This window comes from Nocardia sp. CC213A, from assembly GCF_030766805.1.
GTDB classification, from domain to species: domain Bacteria; phylum Actinomycetota; class Actinomycetes; order Mycobacteriales; family Mycobacteriaceae; genus Nocardia; species Nocardia otitidiscaviarum.
Genome location: NZ_JASFXA010000016.1, coordinates 122,055 through 139,556, shown reverse-complemented (window position 1 = coordinate 139,556; position 17,502 = coordinate 122,055). Strand labels below are relative to the sequence as shown.

Annotated in this window: 13 protein-coding genes; 8 read left to right on the top strand and 5 right to left on the bottom strand. The window is 68.7% G+C overall.

The window, feature by feature from the left end; all coding sequences use genetic code 11:
• Positions 1–58: 58 nt before the first annotated feature.
• Positions 59–580: a winged helix-turn-helix transcriptional regulator gene (locus QJS31_RS26520; protein ID WP_372341714.1), complete on the top strand. Its 522-nt coding sequence runs from the start codon at positions 59–61 to the stop codon at positions 578–580.
• A gap of 446 nt (positions 581–1,026) precedes the next feature.
• Here the strand turns inward: QJS31_RS26520 and QJS31_RS26515 are convergent, their stop codons facing one another.
• Positions 1,027–2,124: an ABC transporter ATP-binding protein gene (locus tag QJS31_RS26515; RefSeq protein ID WP_306358005.1), complete on the bottom strand. Its 1,098-nt coding sequence runs from the start codon at positions 2,122–2,124 to the stop codon at positions 1,027–1,029.
• A 212-nt stretch (positions 2,125–2,336) separates the two neighbouring features.
• On the opposite strand from QJS31_RS26515, the gene QJS31_RS26510 reads away from it, so the two are divergent.
• The 4 genes from QJS31_RS26510 (at position 2,337) to QJS31_RS26495 (ending at position 8,094) form a co-directional block, all read left to right on the top strand.
• Entirely contained in the window at positions 2,337–3,131 is a 795-nt protein-coding gene (locus QJS31_RS26510; RefSeq protein ID WP_306358004.1) for an LLM class F420-dependent oxidoreductase, read from the top strand.
• A 65-nt stretch (positions 3,132–3,196) separates the two neighbouring features.
• Positions 3,197–5,029 (top strand): ABC transporter substrate-binding protein/permease, encoded by a 1,833-nt coding sequence (locus QJS31_RS26505; RefSeq protein ID WP_372341711.1) that lies wholly within the window; start codon positions 3,197–3,199, stop codon positions 5,027–5,029.
• A 150-nt stretch (positions 5,030–5,179) separates the two neighbouring features.
• Positions 5,180–5,905, top strand: coding sequence for an amino acid ABC transporter ATP-binding protein (locus QJS31_RS26500; protein ID WP_195147511.1), 726 nt, complete (start codon positions 5,180–5,182; stop codon positions 5,903–5,905).
• A 137-nt stretch (positions 5,906–6,042) separates the two neighbouring features.
• Positions 6,043–8,094, top strand: a complete 2,052-nt coding sequence (locus QJS31_RS26495; RefSeq protein WP_306358026.1) for a PhoX family phosphatase — start codon at positions 6,043–6,045, stop codon at positions 8,092–8,094.
• Positions 8,095–8,157: 63 nt separating this feature from the next.
• On the opposite strand, the gene QJS31_RS26490 is transcribed toward QJS31_RS26495, so the two are convergent.
• Positions 8,158–8,901 (bottom strand): glycoside hydrolase family 25 protein, encoded by a 744-nt coding sequence (locus tag QJS31_RS26490; RefSeq protein WP_282780295.1) that lies wholly within the window; start codon positions 8,899–8,901, stop codon positions 8,158–8,160.
• An 88-nt stretch (positions 8,902–8,989) separates the two neighbouring features.
• A complete protein-coding gene (locus QJS31_RS26485; protein WP_306358003.1) occupies positions 8,990–10,327 on the bottom strand; it encodes a glycogen debranching protein in 1,338 nt (445 codons plus the stop codon).
• A 248-nt stretch (positions 10,328–10,575) separates the two neighbouring features.
• Here QJS31_RS26485 and QJS31_RS26480 point away from each other — a divergent pair, with 248 nt between their 5' ends.
• Positions 10,576–11,283: an SDR family oxidoreductase gene (locus QJS31_RS26480; protein WP_306358002.1), complete on the top strand. Its 708-nt coding sequence runs from the start codon at positions 10,576–10,578 to the stop codon at positions 11,281–11,283.
• 450 nt (positions 11,284–11,733) lie between these two features.
• The gene (locus QJS31_RS26475) at positions 11,734–12,534 is read left to right on the top strand and encodes a polysaccharide deacetylase family protein (protein WP_282780300.1); all 801 of its coding nucleotides are present in this window, start codon (positions 11,734–11,736) and stop codon (positions 12,532–12,534) included.
• Positions 12,535–12,595: 61 nt separating this feature from the next.
• Here the strand turns inward: QJS31_RS26475 and QJS31_RS26470 are convergent, their stop codons facing one another.
• Positions 12,596–13,237, bottom strand: a complete 642-nt coding sequence (locus QJS31_RS26470; protein ID WP_282780302.1) for a peroxiredoxin-like family protein — start codon at positions 13,235–13,237, stop codon at positions 12,596–12,598.
• Between the two features lie 85 nt (positions 13,238–13,322).
• Between QJS31_RS26470 and QJS31_RS26465 the strand changes: the two genes are divergently transcribed.
• Positions 13,323–14,237 (top strand): AraC family transcriptional regulator, encoded by a 915-nt coding sequence (locus QJS31_RS26465; protein WP_306358001.1) that lies wholly within the window; start codon positions 13,323–13,325, stop codon positions 14,235–14,237.
• A gap of 74 nt (positions 14,238–14,311) precedes the next feature.
• On the opposite strand, the gene leuS is transcribed toward QJS31_RS26465, so the two are convergent.
• The gene (gene leuS, locus QJS31_RS26460; protein WP_306358000.1) at positions 14,312–17,197 is read right to left on the bottom strand and encodes a leucine--tRNA ligase; all 2,886 of its coding nucleotides are present in this window, start codon (positions 17,195–17,197) and stop codon (positions 14,312–14,314) included.
• Positions 17,198–17,502: the final 305 nt, after the last annotated feature.

Here is a 17,502-nt window from a genome sequence, read left to right as displayed (position 1 = left end):
TCAACCGCCCTAAAGCCAGATTAGGAGCTGGCAATAGTTGAGGCAAGTCAGCGAGAGTATGATGAGCGTCATGTCGTTCGTCTTGGAAGGACCGCTCAGGGATCTGAGCGCATGGAAACCCGAGGGCTGCTCGATCGCCAAGGCCCTCGACATCGTCGGCACCCGCTCGGCGATCCTGATCCTGCGCGAGGCGTACTACGGCACCCGCCGCTTCGACGGATTCGCCGCGCGCGTGGGCATCACCGATGCCGCGGCCGCGAGCGCGCTACGCAAACTCACCGACGCCGGGCTGCTGGAGAAACGCCCCTACCAGGAAGAGGGCAAACGCACCCGGCACGAATACGTGCTCACCCCGATGGGCTGGGACCTCATTCCCGCGGTGGTCGCGCTGTGGCAGTGGGGCGACAAGTACCTCCAGGACGGCACCCCGCCGCTGGAGCGCCTCGAGGACACGACGGGCGAGCCGGTCCGCGTCGAGTTGGTCAGCGCCTCCGGCAACGAGGTCGCCCCGGAGCACCTGCGCGTGCGCGTCAACAAGAACTGGCTGCGCCGCCACGGCCGCCTGCCACCGGCCTCCTGACCACGGCCGCCTCCTGACCGCAGCCGCGGGAAACCCGACGGACATGCCGACCCCGCCGTCCCGGCCCGCGACGGCGGTGCGCCACGTCGGGGCTGCGAAAGGGGCGTGCCCACCCGCCGCCGACGCTCGGTCGCCACTTCGCGATATCGCCTGTCGCGTCCGGCATGTGTGCCCCGGCGCGCCCCGACCGGGTGCCGATCCCCGCGTCCGGTCGCGGTGTCATGCCCGCCCGGACCGGGTGGCAGTGCCGAGCTTGACCGGACCGGGTCGAGTGCCCGGCCCGCCCGGACCGGGTGGCAGTGCCGAGCTTGACCGGACCGGGTCGAGTGCCCGGCCCGCCCGGACCGGGTGGCAGTGCCGAGCTTGACCGGACCGGGTCCCCAGTGCCCGGCCCGCCCGCTTCCGGCGTGCATGACCCGCCCGCGCCCCGGCGGGCGGGTCGGCGCTCAGCCCAGCCGTCGCCCGTCCCCGGGCGCGAAGAAGTAGGTGTGCTCGGGGTCGGCCTGGAGCGTCAGCCGGGTGCCCTTGGCGGGCGGGTTGCGCCAATCCGCCCGCGCCACAATGGTTTCGTTGCCGCTCTTGTCCAGGGCGCGACCGTAGACGTAGGCGTCGGAGCCGAGCTCCTCGACCACGTCCACCTCCATGGTGATCCCGTCCGCTTCCTTGCTCAGCCCGTTCGCGGAACCGGCGATCTCGAAGTGCTCGGGCCGGATGCCCACCACGACGCTGCCGTCGCTGGCGTCGGCGACCGTGCGCGGCAGCGGCAGCCGGTGCCCACCCAAGTGCACCGCGCCGCCCTCGACGGCCAGCGTGAACAGGTTCATGGCGGGCGAACCCATGAATCCGGCGACGAACAGGTTGGCCGGATCGCGGTACAGGTCGCGCGGCGAGGCGCACTGCTGGAGCAGCCCGTCCTTCAGCACCGCCACCCGGTCGCCCATGGTCATGGCCTCGACCTGGTCGTGCGTGACATAGACGGTGGTGGTGCCGAGGCGACGTTGCAACTGGGCGATCTGGGTGCGGGTCTGCACCCGCAGCTTGGCGTCCAGGTTCGACAGCGGCTCATCCATCAGGAACACCTGCGGCTGCCGCACGATGGCACGCCCCATGGCGACGCGCTGGCGCTGGCCGCCGGAGAGCGCCTTGGGCTTGCGGTTCAGATACGGCTCCAGGTCGAGCAGCTTGGCCGCCTCCAGCACCCGCTGCGCGCGCTCCTCCTTGGACACCTTCGCCATCTTGAGCGCGAAGCCCATATTCTCCGCCACGCTCATATGCGGGTAGAGCGCGTAGTTCTGGAACACCATGGCGATATCGCGTTCCTTCGGCTCGGCGTGCGTGACGTCGTTGTCGCCGATGAGGATCCGCCCCGTGCTCACCTCCTCCAATCCGGCGAGCATGCGCAGCGAGGTGGACTTCCCGCAGCCGGAGGGGCCGACCAGCACCAGGAACTCGCCGTCGGCGATCTCCAGGTCCAGGGCGTCGACAGCGGGTTTGACCGCACCCGGGTACACCCGGGAGGCGCGATCGAAGGTGACCGTAGCCATCTGGAATTACATCCCTTCACCGGCAGGAACGTGCCGGACGATCCGTTGTAGAGGGTCCGCGACATCCTAGGCGTCCGGACCGCGACGGGCAGTGTGCGGGCGCGGGTTCTCCTGTGAGTGAACGCCGCCGCGTTGAAGCGGCGGACACATCTCCGGATCGGTAGCCTCGGACAGCGAGACGGATAGTCCATGCCGCGACTAGGGAGTGCCACGTGAGCCGACCGGTTCGTATCGGAGTCCAACTGCAACCACAGCACGCGCCCGACTACGGGCTGATCCGCGACGCCGTCCGCCGCGCCGAGGATCTGGGGGTCGACGTGGTCTTCAACTGGGACCACTTCTATCCCCTCTACGGCGACCCGGAGGGCGCGCACTTCGAGTGCTGGACCATGCTCGGCGCGATCGCCGAACAGACCGAGCGGGTGGAGCTCGGCGCGCTGGTCACCGGCGGCGGCTACCGCAATCCCGATCTGCTCGCCGATATGGCCCGCACCGTGGACCACATCAGCGGCGGCCGCCTCATCCTCGGCGTCGGCGCGGGCTGGTTCGAGAAGGACTACGAGCAGTACGGCTACGAATTCGGCACGGCCGGAAGCCGTCTGGCCCTGTTCAAGGAGTCGATGGCCCGCATCGCCGACCGGCTCGCCAAGCTGAATCCGCAGCCGGTGCGCGATATCCCCATCCTGATCGGCGGCGGCGGTGAGAAGAAGACGCTGCGGCTGGTGGCCGAGTACGCCGATATCTGGCACAGCTTCGCCGACCTCGAGGTGCTGAAGCGCAAGACCGGCATTCTGGCCGACCACTGCGCCGAGGTCGGCACCGACGCGGGCGCGATCGAGAAATCGGTGGAGTGGCCGGGCGTGGACTCCGCCCCCGCCTTCGTCGCGGCGGGCGCGACCCTGTTCACCGTGGGTACGGACGGCCCCGACTACGACCTGAGCACCGTCGAGCAGGCCATCCGCTGGCGCGATCAGTTCAATCCCGAGTCGGTGGCGGGTATCGCCTGACACCGTTGGGCGCGGGCTGACCGCAACTCTGGTGTGCCGAATCGCCCCGACTAGGGTGTTTCGTCATGGTTTGCTTGCGCACGGTCAGGTCCCGGCCCACAGGGCGGCGACCTCGCATGACGGCGGTCGCAGGGGTGTTGCTGGTCACACTCGCCGGAATGCTGGCGCTGGGCACCGGGCCCAGCGCCGCCGCACCGGAGAACGACCTGTGTTCGCCCCCGGGGCCCGCCGCCGCCACCGCGCTGCCGCCGAAACTGTCGACCGGCCAGCAGGGCGCGTCCTCGGACCGCTACACCACGCCGAACGTGCAACCGCTCGACAGCATCGACCTGACGCGACTGGGACTCCTCACGCCGGGCAAGCTGAGCGTCGGCACGCTGTCGGACGCGCCGCCCAGTATCTGCGTCAACTCCCAGGGCGCGTTCACCGGCTTCGACAACGAACTGCTGCGGGCCGTCGCCGCCAAGCTGGGCCTGCGGATCGAATTCACCGGGACCGAGTTCGCGGGTCTGCTGGCGCAGGTGGCCAACGGGCGCTTCGACGTCGGCTCCTCGAACATCACCACCACCGACGCACGCCGTCAGCTGGTGGGCTTCACCAACGGCTACGACTTCGGCTACTTCTCGCTGGTGGTGCCGAGCAACAGCGCCATCGGATCGTTCACCGACCTGAACAGCGGCACCCGCGTCGGCGTGGTGCAGGGCACGGTGCAGGACGAGTACGTCGTCAACGAACTGCACCTGGACCCGGTGAAGTTCCCGGACTACAACACCGCGTACGCGAATCTGAAGTCCGGTCAGATCGACGCCTGGGTGGCTCCGTCCGCACAGGCGGTGGGCGCGATCAAGCCGGGCGACGCCACGACCATCGCGCAGAACACCTTCAGCCTCAACAACTTCGCGGCCTGGGCGGTGCGCGAGGACAACCAGCCGCTGATCGACGCCCTCAATGCCGGGCTGGACGCGGTGATCGCGGACGGTACCTACGCCAAGCTCTACGAGGACTGGGTGCCGCGCGAACTGCCGCCGGGCTGGAAGCCGGGCTCCAAGGCCGCGCCGCTGCCGGAGCTGCCCGACTTCGCCGCCATCGCCGCGCAGAACGCGGACAACCGGGCCGATAACGGTGGGGTAGAGCCGAAGTCGACGCTGCGGCAGCTGAAGGACACCTTCTTCGACTGGGAGCTGTACAAGCAGGCGTTCCCCGACCTGATCAAGACGGGCCTGCCGAATACCCTGATCCTGGCGGTGGTTTCGGGCGTGCTGGGCACCGCCATCGGCATGCTGCTCGCGGTGGCGGGCATCTCGCGCACCCGCTGGCTGCGCTGGCCCGCCCGCGTCTACACCGATATCTTCCGCGGCCTGCCCGCGGTGGTGATCATCCTGCTCATCGGTCTCGGGGTGGGGCCGGTGGTCAAGGAGATCACGGGCAACAATCCGTACTGGTTGGGCGCGGTGGCGCTGGCGCTGCTGTCGTCGGCGTATATCGGCGAGATCTTCCGCTCCGGCATCCAGTCGGTGGAGCCGGGGCAGTTGGAGGCCGCCCGCGCCATCGGCTTCGGCTATCGGCAGTCCATGACGCTGGTGGTGATTCCGCAGGGTGTGCGCCGGGTGCTGCCCGCGCTCATGAACCAGTTCATCGCGCTCATCAAGGATTCCTCGCTGATCTATTTCCTGGGTCTGCTGGCCTCGCAGCGGGAGCTGTTCGCGGTGGGCCGGGATCTCAACGCGCAGACCGGAAATCTGTCACCGCTGGTGGCGGCTGGCCTGGTCTATCTGCTGCTGACGGTGCCGCTCACGCACCTGGTGAACTACATCGACAGCCGGTTGCGCACCGGCCGCAAGGAAGATCCGATCGACCCGGTCGAGCAGGCCGTGATCACGGAAGGACGGGGCGCATGAGCGGTCAGGCGCGGAGGAGGCAGCGGAGCGTAACCACGGAGCGCTCCGCTCATGCTCGAAAGGACACAGCAGCATGAGCGGTCAGGCGCGGAGGAGGCAGCGGAGCGTAACCACGGAGCGCTCCGCTCATGCTCGAAAGGACACAGCCGCATGAGTGCCTCTTTGACTGGTACCGGGCTGCATTTGACGTTGGGCCGCACGCACATTCTGCGCGGGGTGGACATCCATGTGGACGCGGGTAAGGCCACCACGGTGATCGGTCCCTCGGGTTCGGGTAAGTCCACGCTGTTGCGGGTGCTCAACCGGCTGCATGAGCCGGACAAGGGCGACATTCTGCTGGACGGGAAGTCGGTGCTCACCGAGAATCCGGACAAGCTGCGCCAGCAGATCGGCATGGTCTTCCAGCATTTCAACCTGTTCCCGCACAAGACGGTCGCGGAAAATATCGAGCTGGGTCCGCGCAAGCTGCACGGGCTGTCCAAGGAGCAGGCGCGCACGCTGGCATTGGAACAGCTGGAGAAGGTCGGGCTGTCCGGCAAAGCCGATGTGCGCCCGGCCAATCTGTCCGGCGGACAGCAGCAGCGGGTGGCGATCGCCCGCGCGCTGGCCATGAAACCGCAGCTCATGTTCTTCGACGAGGCCACCTCGGCGCTGGACCCGGAGTTGGTGAAGGGTGTGCTCGCCCTCATGGCCGACCTGGCGCGCGACGGTATGTCCATGGTCGTGGTCACGCACGAAATGGGTTTCGCCCGTTCGGTTTCCGATCGCGTGGTCTTCATGGACCACGGGCAGGTGGTGGAGACCGGCACGCCGGACCAGCTGTTCGACAGCGCGGAGACGCCGCGGTTGCGGCAGTTCCTCTCCCAGGTGCTCTAGGGGGCGGGAGGGTGTGCCGCATCCTCCCGGCAAACTAAGGGCTACCTAATTGGTCGGTTGTTCATCTGCTCGTCTCCTCCGGCTCTTCTGGCCTGGTTACGGTGCGCCCGACAAGTCGATCCCGGGAGCATGCAGTGTTGAAACCCCTCGCCCTCTTCGTGAAGCATGACGGCGCGTCGTCGCGCGCCGCCGTCACCTGCCGCTACAAGTGCGGCAATGCTTGCGCCCACGAGGTTCCCAACAAGTCCGCCGGAGAATACTTCGGCGACATCGTGGCCTCCATGTCGCGCCGCCGCATGCTCCAAGGCAGCGCGGCGGTGGTGCTGGCGACCGGCACGGCCGGTTTGCTGGCCGCCTGCGGTGACGGCGACGACGTACAGAACGCCGCCGAGACCAGCCCCGGCACGGGGACCGGCACCGACTTCACCCCGGTCGCGCCCAACAAGGCCGACGCGGTGACCGTGCCCGAAGGCTACGAGCAGGGCGTCGTGATCCGCTGGGGCGATCCGGTGCTGCCCGACGCGCCCCAGTTCGATTTCGCCAACCAGACCGCCGCGGCCCAGGCCAAGCAGTTCGGTTACAACAACGACTTCTCGGCGCTGCTGCCCATCGAGGGCCAGGAGAACGGCTACCTGCTGGTGGCCAGCCACGAGTACACCACCGGCCCGTTCATGTTCGCGGGCTACGACGACAAGAATCCGACCCGCGAGCAGGTCGAGATCGAATGGGCCGCACACGGTCTCACCGTGGTCGAGGTCGAGGGCGAGGCCGGTTCCGGCAAGCTCACCCCGGTGATGGGCAAGTACAACCGCCGCATCACCGCCACCTCCGAGTTCCAGCTCACCGGCCCGGCCGCGGGCAGCGATCTGGTGAAGACCTCCGCCGACGCCTTCGGGCTGAAGGTCGCGGGCACCCTCAACAACTGCTCCGGCGGCGTAACCCCCTGGGGCACCATTCTTTCCGGCGAGGAGAACTTCAACCAGTACTTCGCCGGTGAATTCGCGGACCCGACCGCGAAGGAGCGCGGCGAGCGCTACGGCATCGGCGGCGACAACAACGAGCCGCGCGGCTGGGAGCGCTACGACAAGCGCTTCGATCTGGCCGCGGAACCCAACGAGCCCAACCGTTTCGGCTGGGTGGTCGAGCTCGACCCGTGGGATCCCGCCTCCACCCCGGTCAAGCACACCGCCATGGGCCGGTTCAAGCACGAGGCCGCGACCGTCTACGTCACCCCGGACGGCACCGTGGTTTCGTACTCCGGTGACGACGAGCGCTTCGACTACATGTACAAGTTCGTCTCCGCCAAGAAGATTCAGCAGGGCAACACCGCTGCGGCGCGCAAGCACAATATGACCATTCTGGACGAGGGCACGCTGTACGTCGCGAAACTGACCGGCGACCACCCGGATCAGATCGACGGCAGCGGAAAGGTGCCCTCGGACAACGGCTTCACCGGCTCCGGCCAGTGGATTCCGCTGCTGGAGACCGGCGCGGACGGCAAGGGCAAGTCGCTGGTCGAGGGCATGAGCGCCGAGGAGGTCGCGGTCTTCACCCGGCTCGCCGGCGATAAGGTCGGCGCCACCAAGATGGACCGTCCCGAGGACTTCGAGCCGAACCCCGCGACCGGCAAGGTGTACGTGGCGCTGACCAACAACAGCAAGCGCGGCACCGACGGCAAGCCCGGCGTCGACGAGGCCAACCCGCGCAACCAGAACAAGAACGGTCAGGTCCTCGAACTCGTCGACGACCACACCGGCACCGCGTTCACCTGGTCGCTGCTGCTGGTCTGCGGCGATCCCACCGTCGCCGACACCTATTTCGCGGGCTTCGACAAGTCCAAGGTCAGTCCCATCTCCTGCCCGGACAACCTGGCCTTCGACCCGCACGGCAACCTGTGGATTTCCACCGACGGTAATGCCCTGAAGTCCAATGACGGCCTCTTCGCCGTCACGCTCGAGGGCGAGCGGCGCGGTGAGACCAAGCAGTTCCTCACCGTGCCGGTGGGCGCGGAGACCTGCGGCCCGATCGTGACCGATCAGCGCGTGCTGGTCAGCGTCCAGCATCCGGGCGAGGTCGACGACGCCTCCGTCGAGAACCCCGCCTCGCACTGGCCCGACGGCGGGACCGCCCAGCCCCGGCCCGCGGTCGTGGCGGTGTGGAGGCAGGGCGGCGGCAATATCGGCGTCTGAGGTATCGGCATCTGAAATGTCGGTGTCCGACGCTCTCGATGCCTGGCCGGCGGCGCGGGTTCGCTATCCGCCCGCGCTGCCGCTGCCCGGCATCCGTGCGAAAGCTCCGAGATCGCCTTGGGCTCCGCTGTATACGTTGATATCGGTGGGGCCCGGAATGCCCGAGATACTGCCCGAATCGGTGTACTGCCAGAAGGTCCAGGTAGGCCAGCCGCCGGGTACCTCGGGCGCGGCATTGCCGCGGTAGTCCGCGATCCACAGCGGATAGCGGGTGAACTCGGTGGAATTCGCCATGGCCGTCTTCCAGAAGTGCACGCCCGTATAGATGATCGGCGGCCGACCGGTCAGCGCCTCGACGGTGTTCAGGTAGCGGCGGGTCCAGTCGATCAGCGCGGCGGGCGGCAATCCGCCGGAGTCTTCCAGGTCCAGCACCGCGGGCAGATCCAGCGGGCCGTTCTGTCCGAGCACCACCGTCGAGTAGAAGACCGCCTGCGGTTCGGGCGGCAGCGCGGGGCGCGCGAAATGGTATGTGCCCCGGGCTACTCCGGCCGCCCGCATAATGAGACTGTCCGGCACGAAGTACGGGTTCACATAGCTCAGTCCCTCGGTGGCCTTCACCATGGCGAAGGGGTGTCCGGCGGCGCGGACCGCGAACCAGTTGATGCCGCTGCCGCCCGGATGCTGCCAGGAGGAGACGTCGGGGCCGTGCGGCGCGGCGGCCGCCGCACCGCTCAGCGGTAGCAGGGCGGCCAGCGCGAGGGCGGCGGCGAGGTGGGTGCGGGCCACGAGCGGGTGGTTCCGGTCCATGCCGCTCGACAGTAGAGCGCCTGTGACGCATCTCATGCGAAGCTCCGCTGTGGTGTTCGCTACGAATTCGCCACAAAGCGCCGCGTGCTCAGCCCAACCAGTCCAGCACCGAGGCCGCCGTCCAGGACTGCTGCATGCTGCCCAGTGCCTCGCCGGTGAACGGTTCGTAGTACTCGGAGAAGGTGCCGTCACCGGCCTGGCGCAGGCCCTCCGCACGCAGCATGAAGGACCGCTCGGCCCAGCCGCGGCGGGCGAACACCCACGAGAACAGCCAGCTCATCACCGGCCACACCGGGCCGCGCCAGTACTCGCGCGGGCGGAAGTCCTTGGACACCGGTGAGGTGGAGGGCGGCAGTGCGTAGCGCAGATCGGGGTGGCCGCAGTAGCGCGGCCCCTCGAACAACCGCAGCAACCGCCGCTCGGCGTCGCGGGAGAGGCCGCCGCACAGCAGCGGCGCGAAGACGGCCAGGGTCTCGGTCTCGATCCACCGGTCGGCCCGCAGATCGAAGTCCTTGGCCACCCCGCTGCGCGCATCGGTGGTGGCGATGACGCCCGCGCGGAAGTAGTCGGCCCATTCGTACAGCTCCCGTACGTCCGCGTTGGGCAGCCGGTAGTCGTCGCCGATGGTGGCCAGCACCTCGCAGGCCAGCGAGAAGATGGCGGTGACGAACACGTCCTCCACCGCGAAGCTCATGGTGGACGCCAGCTGGTAGTCGTCGTAGCCCGCTCGGCGCATCTGCTCGACCAGCCACATGTAGCGGTCGTACTCGCGGTCGGAGGGCCGCTGCGTCGGATCGTCCACCACGTGCAGATCCTCGCGCTGGTACGGCGGCAGATCGCCCGGCACCACGTTCGCGTAGGCGCGGTCCCAGCGGGGCGAATTGTCCATCCCGGATTCCCAGCCGTGATAGATGGTGATGCGCCCGTGCTGCTTGGGGTCGCGCGCGTAGGCCAGCCAGCGGTGCCAGCGCATGAGGTCGGGCCAGCGCCGGTGCAGGAAGTCCTCGGCGACCGCGCGGGTGCTGCGGCCGTGGCGGCGCGAATGGTCGAGAATCCGCTGCACCGCGATGGCGTGCACGGGCGGCTGGGTGATGCCCGAGGTGTCCGGGCCGTCGGGGGCGTCGGCGGCCAGCCGTCGGCACTCCCAGCGGGCGGGGCCGGGAAAGTACCCGTCCACGCCGTTGGCGAACACGATGTGCGGGATCATCCCGTTGCGCCATTGCGCCGAGAACAGGGTGTCGAGCTCGACCACGGCCCGCTCCACGCTGAGCGGGGCCAGGCCGACCGCCACGAAGGCGGCGTCCCAGCTCCACATGTGCGGATAGAGCTTCGGCGCGGCGGTGGTCATGGTGCCCAGATCGTTGCCGCGCAGCAGATAGGCGGCGCGGGCCGCGAGCTGAGTGGGCGTGAACCCGGGATGTGTCATCGCCCTATTCTGCGACGGCACCGGCAGGTATGCGCGGTGGACGTGGTGTTCGGGGGTGTGATCGGGGGATGGTTCGGGTTCGGCAGCGTTCACCCTTGTCGGCCTTCGTCTGGAGCGAATGGACATGCACACGCGGCGGAGCTCGTAGTTCACGGCGGTCGCCGCGGCCCCCGCGCTCATTCGCGGTGGGCCGTCGGTGCCGTCGCCCGGGATCATCGCCCGCTGTCCATCCCCGTTACGGTGGTCGCATGGCCACCTCCGACACGAGTAGCAGCGACAACCGTCCGACGGCGCTCATCACGGGCGCGAGCCGGGGGTTGGGGGCGGCCGTCGCGCGCGAACTCGCGCCCACGCATCGGTTGATGCTGGGCGCGCGCACCGAGCGGTCGCTCGCTCCGATTCTGAGCGAATTGACCGGTGCGACCGGATTTCCCGTGGAGCTCACCGACTACGAGGCTGTTGCCCGCGCGGCGGAACCGATCGAGCGGCTCGAGGTATTGGTCCACAATGCCGGGGTCGCCGACCTCGGCACCATAGCCGATTCCTCGGTGGCGCAGTGGCGGAATACGTTGGAGGCCAACCTGATCGCGGTCGCCGAGTTGACCAGGGTGTTGCTGCCCGCCCTGCGCGCCGCCAACGGGCATGTGGTGCTGATCAATTCGGGTGCCGGACTGCGTGCCAACGCCGGGTGGGGCGTGTACGCCGCGAGCAAATTCGGGCTGCGCGCCTTCGCCGACGCACTGCGACTGGAGGAGACCGCATTGCGCGTCACCTCGGTGCACCCCGGCCGCATCGACACCGATATGCAGCGCGAGATCGTGGCGGGGGAGGGGCGCGACTACCAGCCGCGGGAGTTCCTGGAGCCCTCGACCGTGGCGCGCGCGGTGCGCAATGCCATCGAGACCCCGCGCGACGCCCACCCCACCGAAATCGTGCTCCGCCCGATCCCGCGCTGATCCCTGCCGCGACCGCTGCGCGCGAGTCCGTTGCACGCGAGCTCGTCGCATGCGAGTCCGTTGCGCGCCACACACAAGCCCGCCACACGCGGCGAGCCCGGCGTGCGCAGTGCCACGCGCGGAGCGTGTCGCGGCTCGGCTTCCGGTCGAGTGCATGCGGTGATGTCGCCGAGGATGTGTCGCAGCAGCCGATTCGCATGCGAGTCCGTTGTACGCGAGTTCGTTACACGCGAGTCCGTTCCGCGCGAGTCCGTCGCGCGCGAGCCCCGTCACACGCGGCGAGCCCGGCGTGCGCAGTGCCGCCGCGTTGCCGTCCGACCGGCGCCGCTCGGGTCGCGCAACCGGCGCGGTCTGCCGCACGTGCCGCGCGTTGCTCACGGTCGAGAGCCGATCACGGCTATAACTGTGGGGTTGCTGGGGATGGCTCGATACTTCGGAGTGATCACGCGTATGGACCGACGTAACCTGCTCGGACTGCTCGCCGCGGGCACCGCCTACGCCCTGACCGGCTGCACCCGAGCCCACAGCGGCACACCGGAACTCGGGGTCGGCGACATTCCGGCGGTGCCCGCGCCGCCCCCGGCCGCCCCGCGACCGTTGCCCGCGCCGCCGACCGGACCCCGGACCCCGATTCCGGCGGGCACCATCACCGCGCTGCCCGGCCCGGGCAGCAGTATGGCGCTCACCGTCGACGACGGCGCGAGCCCCGAGGTGGTCGGCGCGTACATCCGGTTCGCGCGGGACACCGGCGCGCGCTTCACCTTCTTCGTCACCGCGTACTACGACTCCTGGATGGAACACCGCAGTACGTTGCGCCCCCTGGTGGAATCCGGTCAGATCCAGCTCGGCAACCACACCTGGGACCACGCCGACCTCACCGCCGTCTCCGCCTCGGCCGCCGCCACTCAGCTCCAACGCGCCAAAACCTTCCTCCGCGACAATTTCGGCGTCGACGGCACCCCGTACTACCGCCCGCCCTTCGGCCGCCACAATGCCGCCGTCGACCGCATCGCCGCCGACCTCGGCTACACCGTCCCGGTCATGTGGTACGGCTCCCTCTCCGATTCCGGCCTGATCACCGAGCAGTACCTGATCGAATGCGCCCACAAGTACTTCCAGCCGCAGTCGATCGTCATCGGCCACGCCAACTTCCCCCCGGTCACCCGCTGCTACGGCCAGCTCACCGACATCATTCGCGAACGCAACCTGTCCATGGTCACCCTGAACGACGTGCTGCTGCCCCCGGTATGACGGGTGCCGCGGCCGCTCGATGAACACGGGCGACCGCGGACGTCGGCCGCCAGCGCCCGGGCTACTGGGAGAAGTGCTGACGCAGCGCCGTGAGGATGTCCTCGGGCTCGGCCCGCTGGCGGTAGTCGCCGTCGGTGAAGGCGTAGACGACAGTGCCGTCCGGGCCGATGACATACGTGGCGGGGACGGGCAGCTCCCAGTCTCCGGCGGAGAGGTCCGCGCCGACGGTCAGATAGTCGGCGCGGATCGCCTCGTCCACGGTGAAGAGCAGCCCGTAGTCGGCCGCGATCCGATTGCCGCCGTCGGAGAGCACGTCGAAGTCGAGCTCGTGCTTCTCGGCAATGGAGAGCGAATCATCAGGAGACTGTGGGGAAATGGCGACCAGGCGGGCACCGAGGGCTCGGAAGTCGTCGATCCTGGACTGCAAAACGCGCAGTTCGAGATTGCAGTAGGGGCACCAGTTGCCACGGTAGAAGGTCAGCACCACCGGTCCGGAGCGCAGGGCGTCGGAAAGGGTGAAGTCCGCGCCGGTCGCGCCCGGGAGGGTGAAATCGGGCGCTCGGTCACCCACCTGTAGGGCCTTGTCGCCCAGTGGGCTGAGCTTTTCGGCATTGCGATGCAGCCGGGCGACCAGCTCCTCCGGCACCGTGCCACGCATCTGCTCGTACATGCGAATTACCTGTTCCGCGTATGTATTTCCCATGGCGTAGACGCTATGCGGAGTGGTCTGCACGGACCATGACCAAGAAGCGCTGATACATAGCAGATCGTCTCATATGATGAGCCGCATGGATGTGCTCACCGATGTACTCGCGGCAACCAAGGTCGGCGGGGCGGTGACCGCGCAGCTGTGGGCGGCCGCGCCCTGGGGCATTCAGCTCGACGATATGCCCAAGGCCGCCTTCCACGCCGTGGTGCGCGGCAGCTGCTGGATTCGGTTGCCCGGCGAGCGGCCGGTGCAGTTGGCGGCGGGGGATTTCACGCTGCTGCCCATGGGTTCGGGGCATGCCCTGTGCAGTTCACCGGAGGTGCCGCTGCTGCCGTTCGAGCGGATCGCGCCGTCGCCCGGCCAGCGCGTCATCCGGCTGCCCGGTGACGGCTGCGAGACCAGGATCGTCTGCGGCTCCTACCGTTACGACGCCTACCCGGCGCATCCGCTCATGCGCTTGCTGCCGCCGCTGGTGCATCTGCCCGCCGACCAATCGGCGGCCGGACGCGAACTCGCCGACACCCTGCGCATGCTCACCGCCGAGATCGGTGAGGACCGGCCCGGTACCCAGACCGTCACCGACCGGCTCGTCGATGTGCTGTTCGTGCAGGCGCTGCGGGTGTGGACCGAGCACCGCGCCGAGGACGGGGCCTCCTGGCTCATGGCATTGCGCGATCCGGAGATCGCGAAGGCCATGGCGCTGCTGCACGAGAGCCCCGCTCGCCCTTGGACCGTGGAAGAACTCGCGGCCGAGGTCGGCGTCTCCCGCGCCACCCTCGCCCGGCGGTTCAGCGCCCTGGTCGGCGAACCGCCGCTGGCCTACCTGGCCCGCTGGCGCATGGAACTGGCCGCCCGGCGGCTCCGAGACAGCGCCGATTCCGTTGCGGCCGTGGCACACAGCGTCGGCTACGCCTCGGAGTTCGCCTTCTCCCGCGCTTTCAAGCGCCTGCACGGGCGATCACCGGCGGATTACCGGTCGGCACAGCGTCTTTGACGTTGCCGGTCGGCACCGGCGGCTCCGACGACAGCGCCACCGGACGTGACTCGCGAGCGGTGGCGTTCGCCCTGTCAGGCGACCACGTTCACCAGGCGGCCCGGCACCACGATCACCTTGCGGGGCTGTTTGCCGCCCAGCAGTTCCGCGATCTTCTCGTCCGCCAGGGCCGCCGCCTGCACGGCGGCGTTGTCGGCGTCGGCGGGGACCGAGACGCGGGAGCGGACCTTGCCGTTGACCTGGATCGGGTACTCGACCGAATCCGCCACCAGCAGTGCGGGATTCGCGACCGGGAAGGGGCCGTGGGCCAGGGCGGTGGTGTGGCCCAGGCGTTCCCACAGTTCCTCGGCGATATGCGGGGCCATCGGGGCCAGCATGAGCACCAGCGGTTCCGCCACGGTGCGCGGTGCGCCGTTGGGGTAGTGCTTGGTCAGGTGGTTGGTCAGCTCGATCAGCTTCGCGCCCGCGGTGTTGTCGCGCAGGTTGGCGTAGTCGTCGTCCACCCCGGCGATGGTCTTGTGCAGCAGTCGCAGCGTCTCGCCGGACGGTTCCGCGTCGGTGACCTTGGCCGCGCCGGTCTCCTCGTCCACCACCAGTCGCCACACCCGCTGCAGGAAGCGGTGCGCGCCGACGACGTCCTTGGTGGCCCAGGGCCGCGAGGTGTCCAGCGGACCCATGGACATCTCGTAGAAGCGGAAGGTGTCGGCACCGTACAGATCGCACATCTCGTCGGGGGAGATGGCGTTCTTCAGCGACTTGCCGATCTTGCCGTACTCCTGGAAGACCTCGATCTCCCCGTCCGCCGCGGGCGGAGTCCAGAAGAACTTTCCGTCCCGCTCCACCACCTCGGCGGCCGGGATGTACGCACCGCGCTCGTCGGTGTAGGCGTACGCCTGGATGTAGCCCTGGTTGAACAGGCGGCGGTACGGCTCCGAGCCGGACACGTCACCCAGATCGAACAGCACCTTCTGCCAGAAGCGCGCGTACAGCAGGTGCAGCACCGCGTGCTCGACACCGCCCACGTACAGATCCACGCCGCCCGGATCCTTCGGGCCGTGTTCGGCGGTACGCGGTCCCAGCCAGTACTGCTCGTTCTCCGGCGCGCAGAACGCCTCGGCATTGGTGGGGTCGGCGTAGCGCAGCTGATACCAGGAGCTGCCCGCCCAGTTGGGCATGACATTGGTGTCGCGGCGGTACCGCTTGCGGCCGTCGCCCAGATCCAGCTCCACGTGCACCCAGTCGGTGGCCTTGGCCAGCGGCGGCGACGGCTCGGAGTCGGCGTCGTCGGGGTCGAAGGTGACCGGTGCGAAGTCCTCGATCTCCGGCAGCGTCACCGGCAGCATGGATTCCGGCAGCGCGTGCGGCTGGCCGTCCTCGTCGTACACGATGGGGAAGGGCTCACCCCAGTAGCGCTGCCGCGCGAACAGCCAGTCCCGCAGCTTGTACTGGATCTTGCCGTGCCCGTGGCCGTCGGCCTCCAGCCGCTCGATGATGGCGGCCTTGGCGGCCTCTACGTCCATGCCGTCCAGCTCACCGGAGTTCACCAGCGGGCCGTCACCGGAGTACGCGCCCTGGGAGATGTCGCCGCCGGAGATGACCTCCACGATGGGCAGGCCGAAGGCGGTGGCGAATTCCCAGTCGCGCTGGTCGTGGCCGGGCACCGCCATGATCGCGCCGGTGCCGTAGCCGCTCAGCACGTAATCGGCGATGAAGACGGGCACGCGCGCGCCGTTCACCGGATTGGTGGCGTACGAGCCCAGGAAGACGCCGGTCTTCTCCTTGTTCTCCTGCCGCTCCAGATCCGATTTGGCGGCGATCGACTTGCGGTAGGCCGCAACGGCTTCGGCGGGGTTGGCGGAGTCGAAGGTCCAGCGCGGATCGGTGCCCGCGGCGTACTCGGCGGCGGTCAGCCGGTCCACCAGTTCGTGCTCGGGGGCCAGCACCACATAGGTCGCGCCGTACAGGGTGTCGGGTCGGGTGGTGAACACCTCGATGGTGTCGACCCCGCCCGCCGCGGTGTTCGCCTCGAACTTCACCTGCGCGCCCCGGGACCGCCCGATCCAGTTGCGCTGCATGGCCTTCACGTTCTCCGGCCAGTCCAGCTCGTCCAGATCGTCGACCAGGCGGTCGGAGTACGCGGTGATGCGCATCATCCACTGCCACAGGCGCTTGCGGAACACCGGGAAGTTGCCGCGCTCGGAGCGGCCGTCGGCGGTGACCTCCTCGTTGGACAGCACCGTGCCCAGCCCCGGGCACCAGTTGACCACCGAATCCGTCTGGTAGACCAGGCGATACGAGTCGATCACGGCATTGCGCTCGGCGGCGGTCAGCTCGGCCCAGGCGCGGCCCTCGGCCGTACGCTCCCCGGCCTCGAACTCCGCGATCAGCTGTTCGATCGGACGGGCCTTACCCAGCTTCTCGTCGTACCAGGCGTTGTAGATGCGCAGGAAGATCCACTGCGTCCACCTGTAGTACTCGGGATCGGTGGTGGCGAAGGAGCGGCGGCGATCGTGGCCCAGGCCCAGGCGATCCAGCTGCCGCTGCATGGTGGCGATATTCGACTCGGTGGTCACCCGCGGATGCGCGCCGGTCTGCACCGCGTACTGCTCGGCGGGCAGACCGAAGGCGTCATAGCCCAGGGCGTGCAGCACATTCCGGCCGTGCATGCGGTGGTAGCGGGCGAAGACATCGGTGGCGATATAGCCCAGCGGGTGGCCGACATGCAGGCCCGCGCCCGAGGGGTAGGGGAACATGTCCTGGATGAACAGCTTGTCGGCCGGGGTGTCGCCCGCCAGCGGGCCCACCGGATTGGGCGCGTGGAAGGTGCCGCGCTCGCGCCAGTTGCCCTGCCACTTGCGCTCGATCCGTCCCGCGAGGTCGGCGTTGTAGCGGTGTGCGGGCACGTCTCCGTTCCCGGCTTCGATGGTGCCGGTGCTGTCGGTCGCACGAGTGTCCTGCACGGTCCTGCCTTCTGCTCTAGCCGATCCCCGATAAGGTCGCTCACCAGGGTAAAGCGTGGCCCTGCTGTGTCCAACTTGCCCTCCGCTGTGTTTGATTTGCCCTCCGCTCCCCCGCTTCGCTCCTCCGCTCCACTCAGTCCAGAACCGAGACGCGCCGCGAACCAACGGGTTGCGCTGGGGCTGGTTACAAGGTCCTGGTGAAAGGGGTGTTTCAACCTTGCCAAAAGGGCTGGACGGGAGGATCGGGAGGTGTGCTTCACACCCGGCGGGCGCTGGCGTGGTGGGTGGCGCTGGTAGCCTGCTCG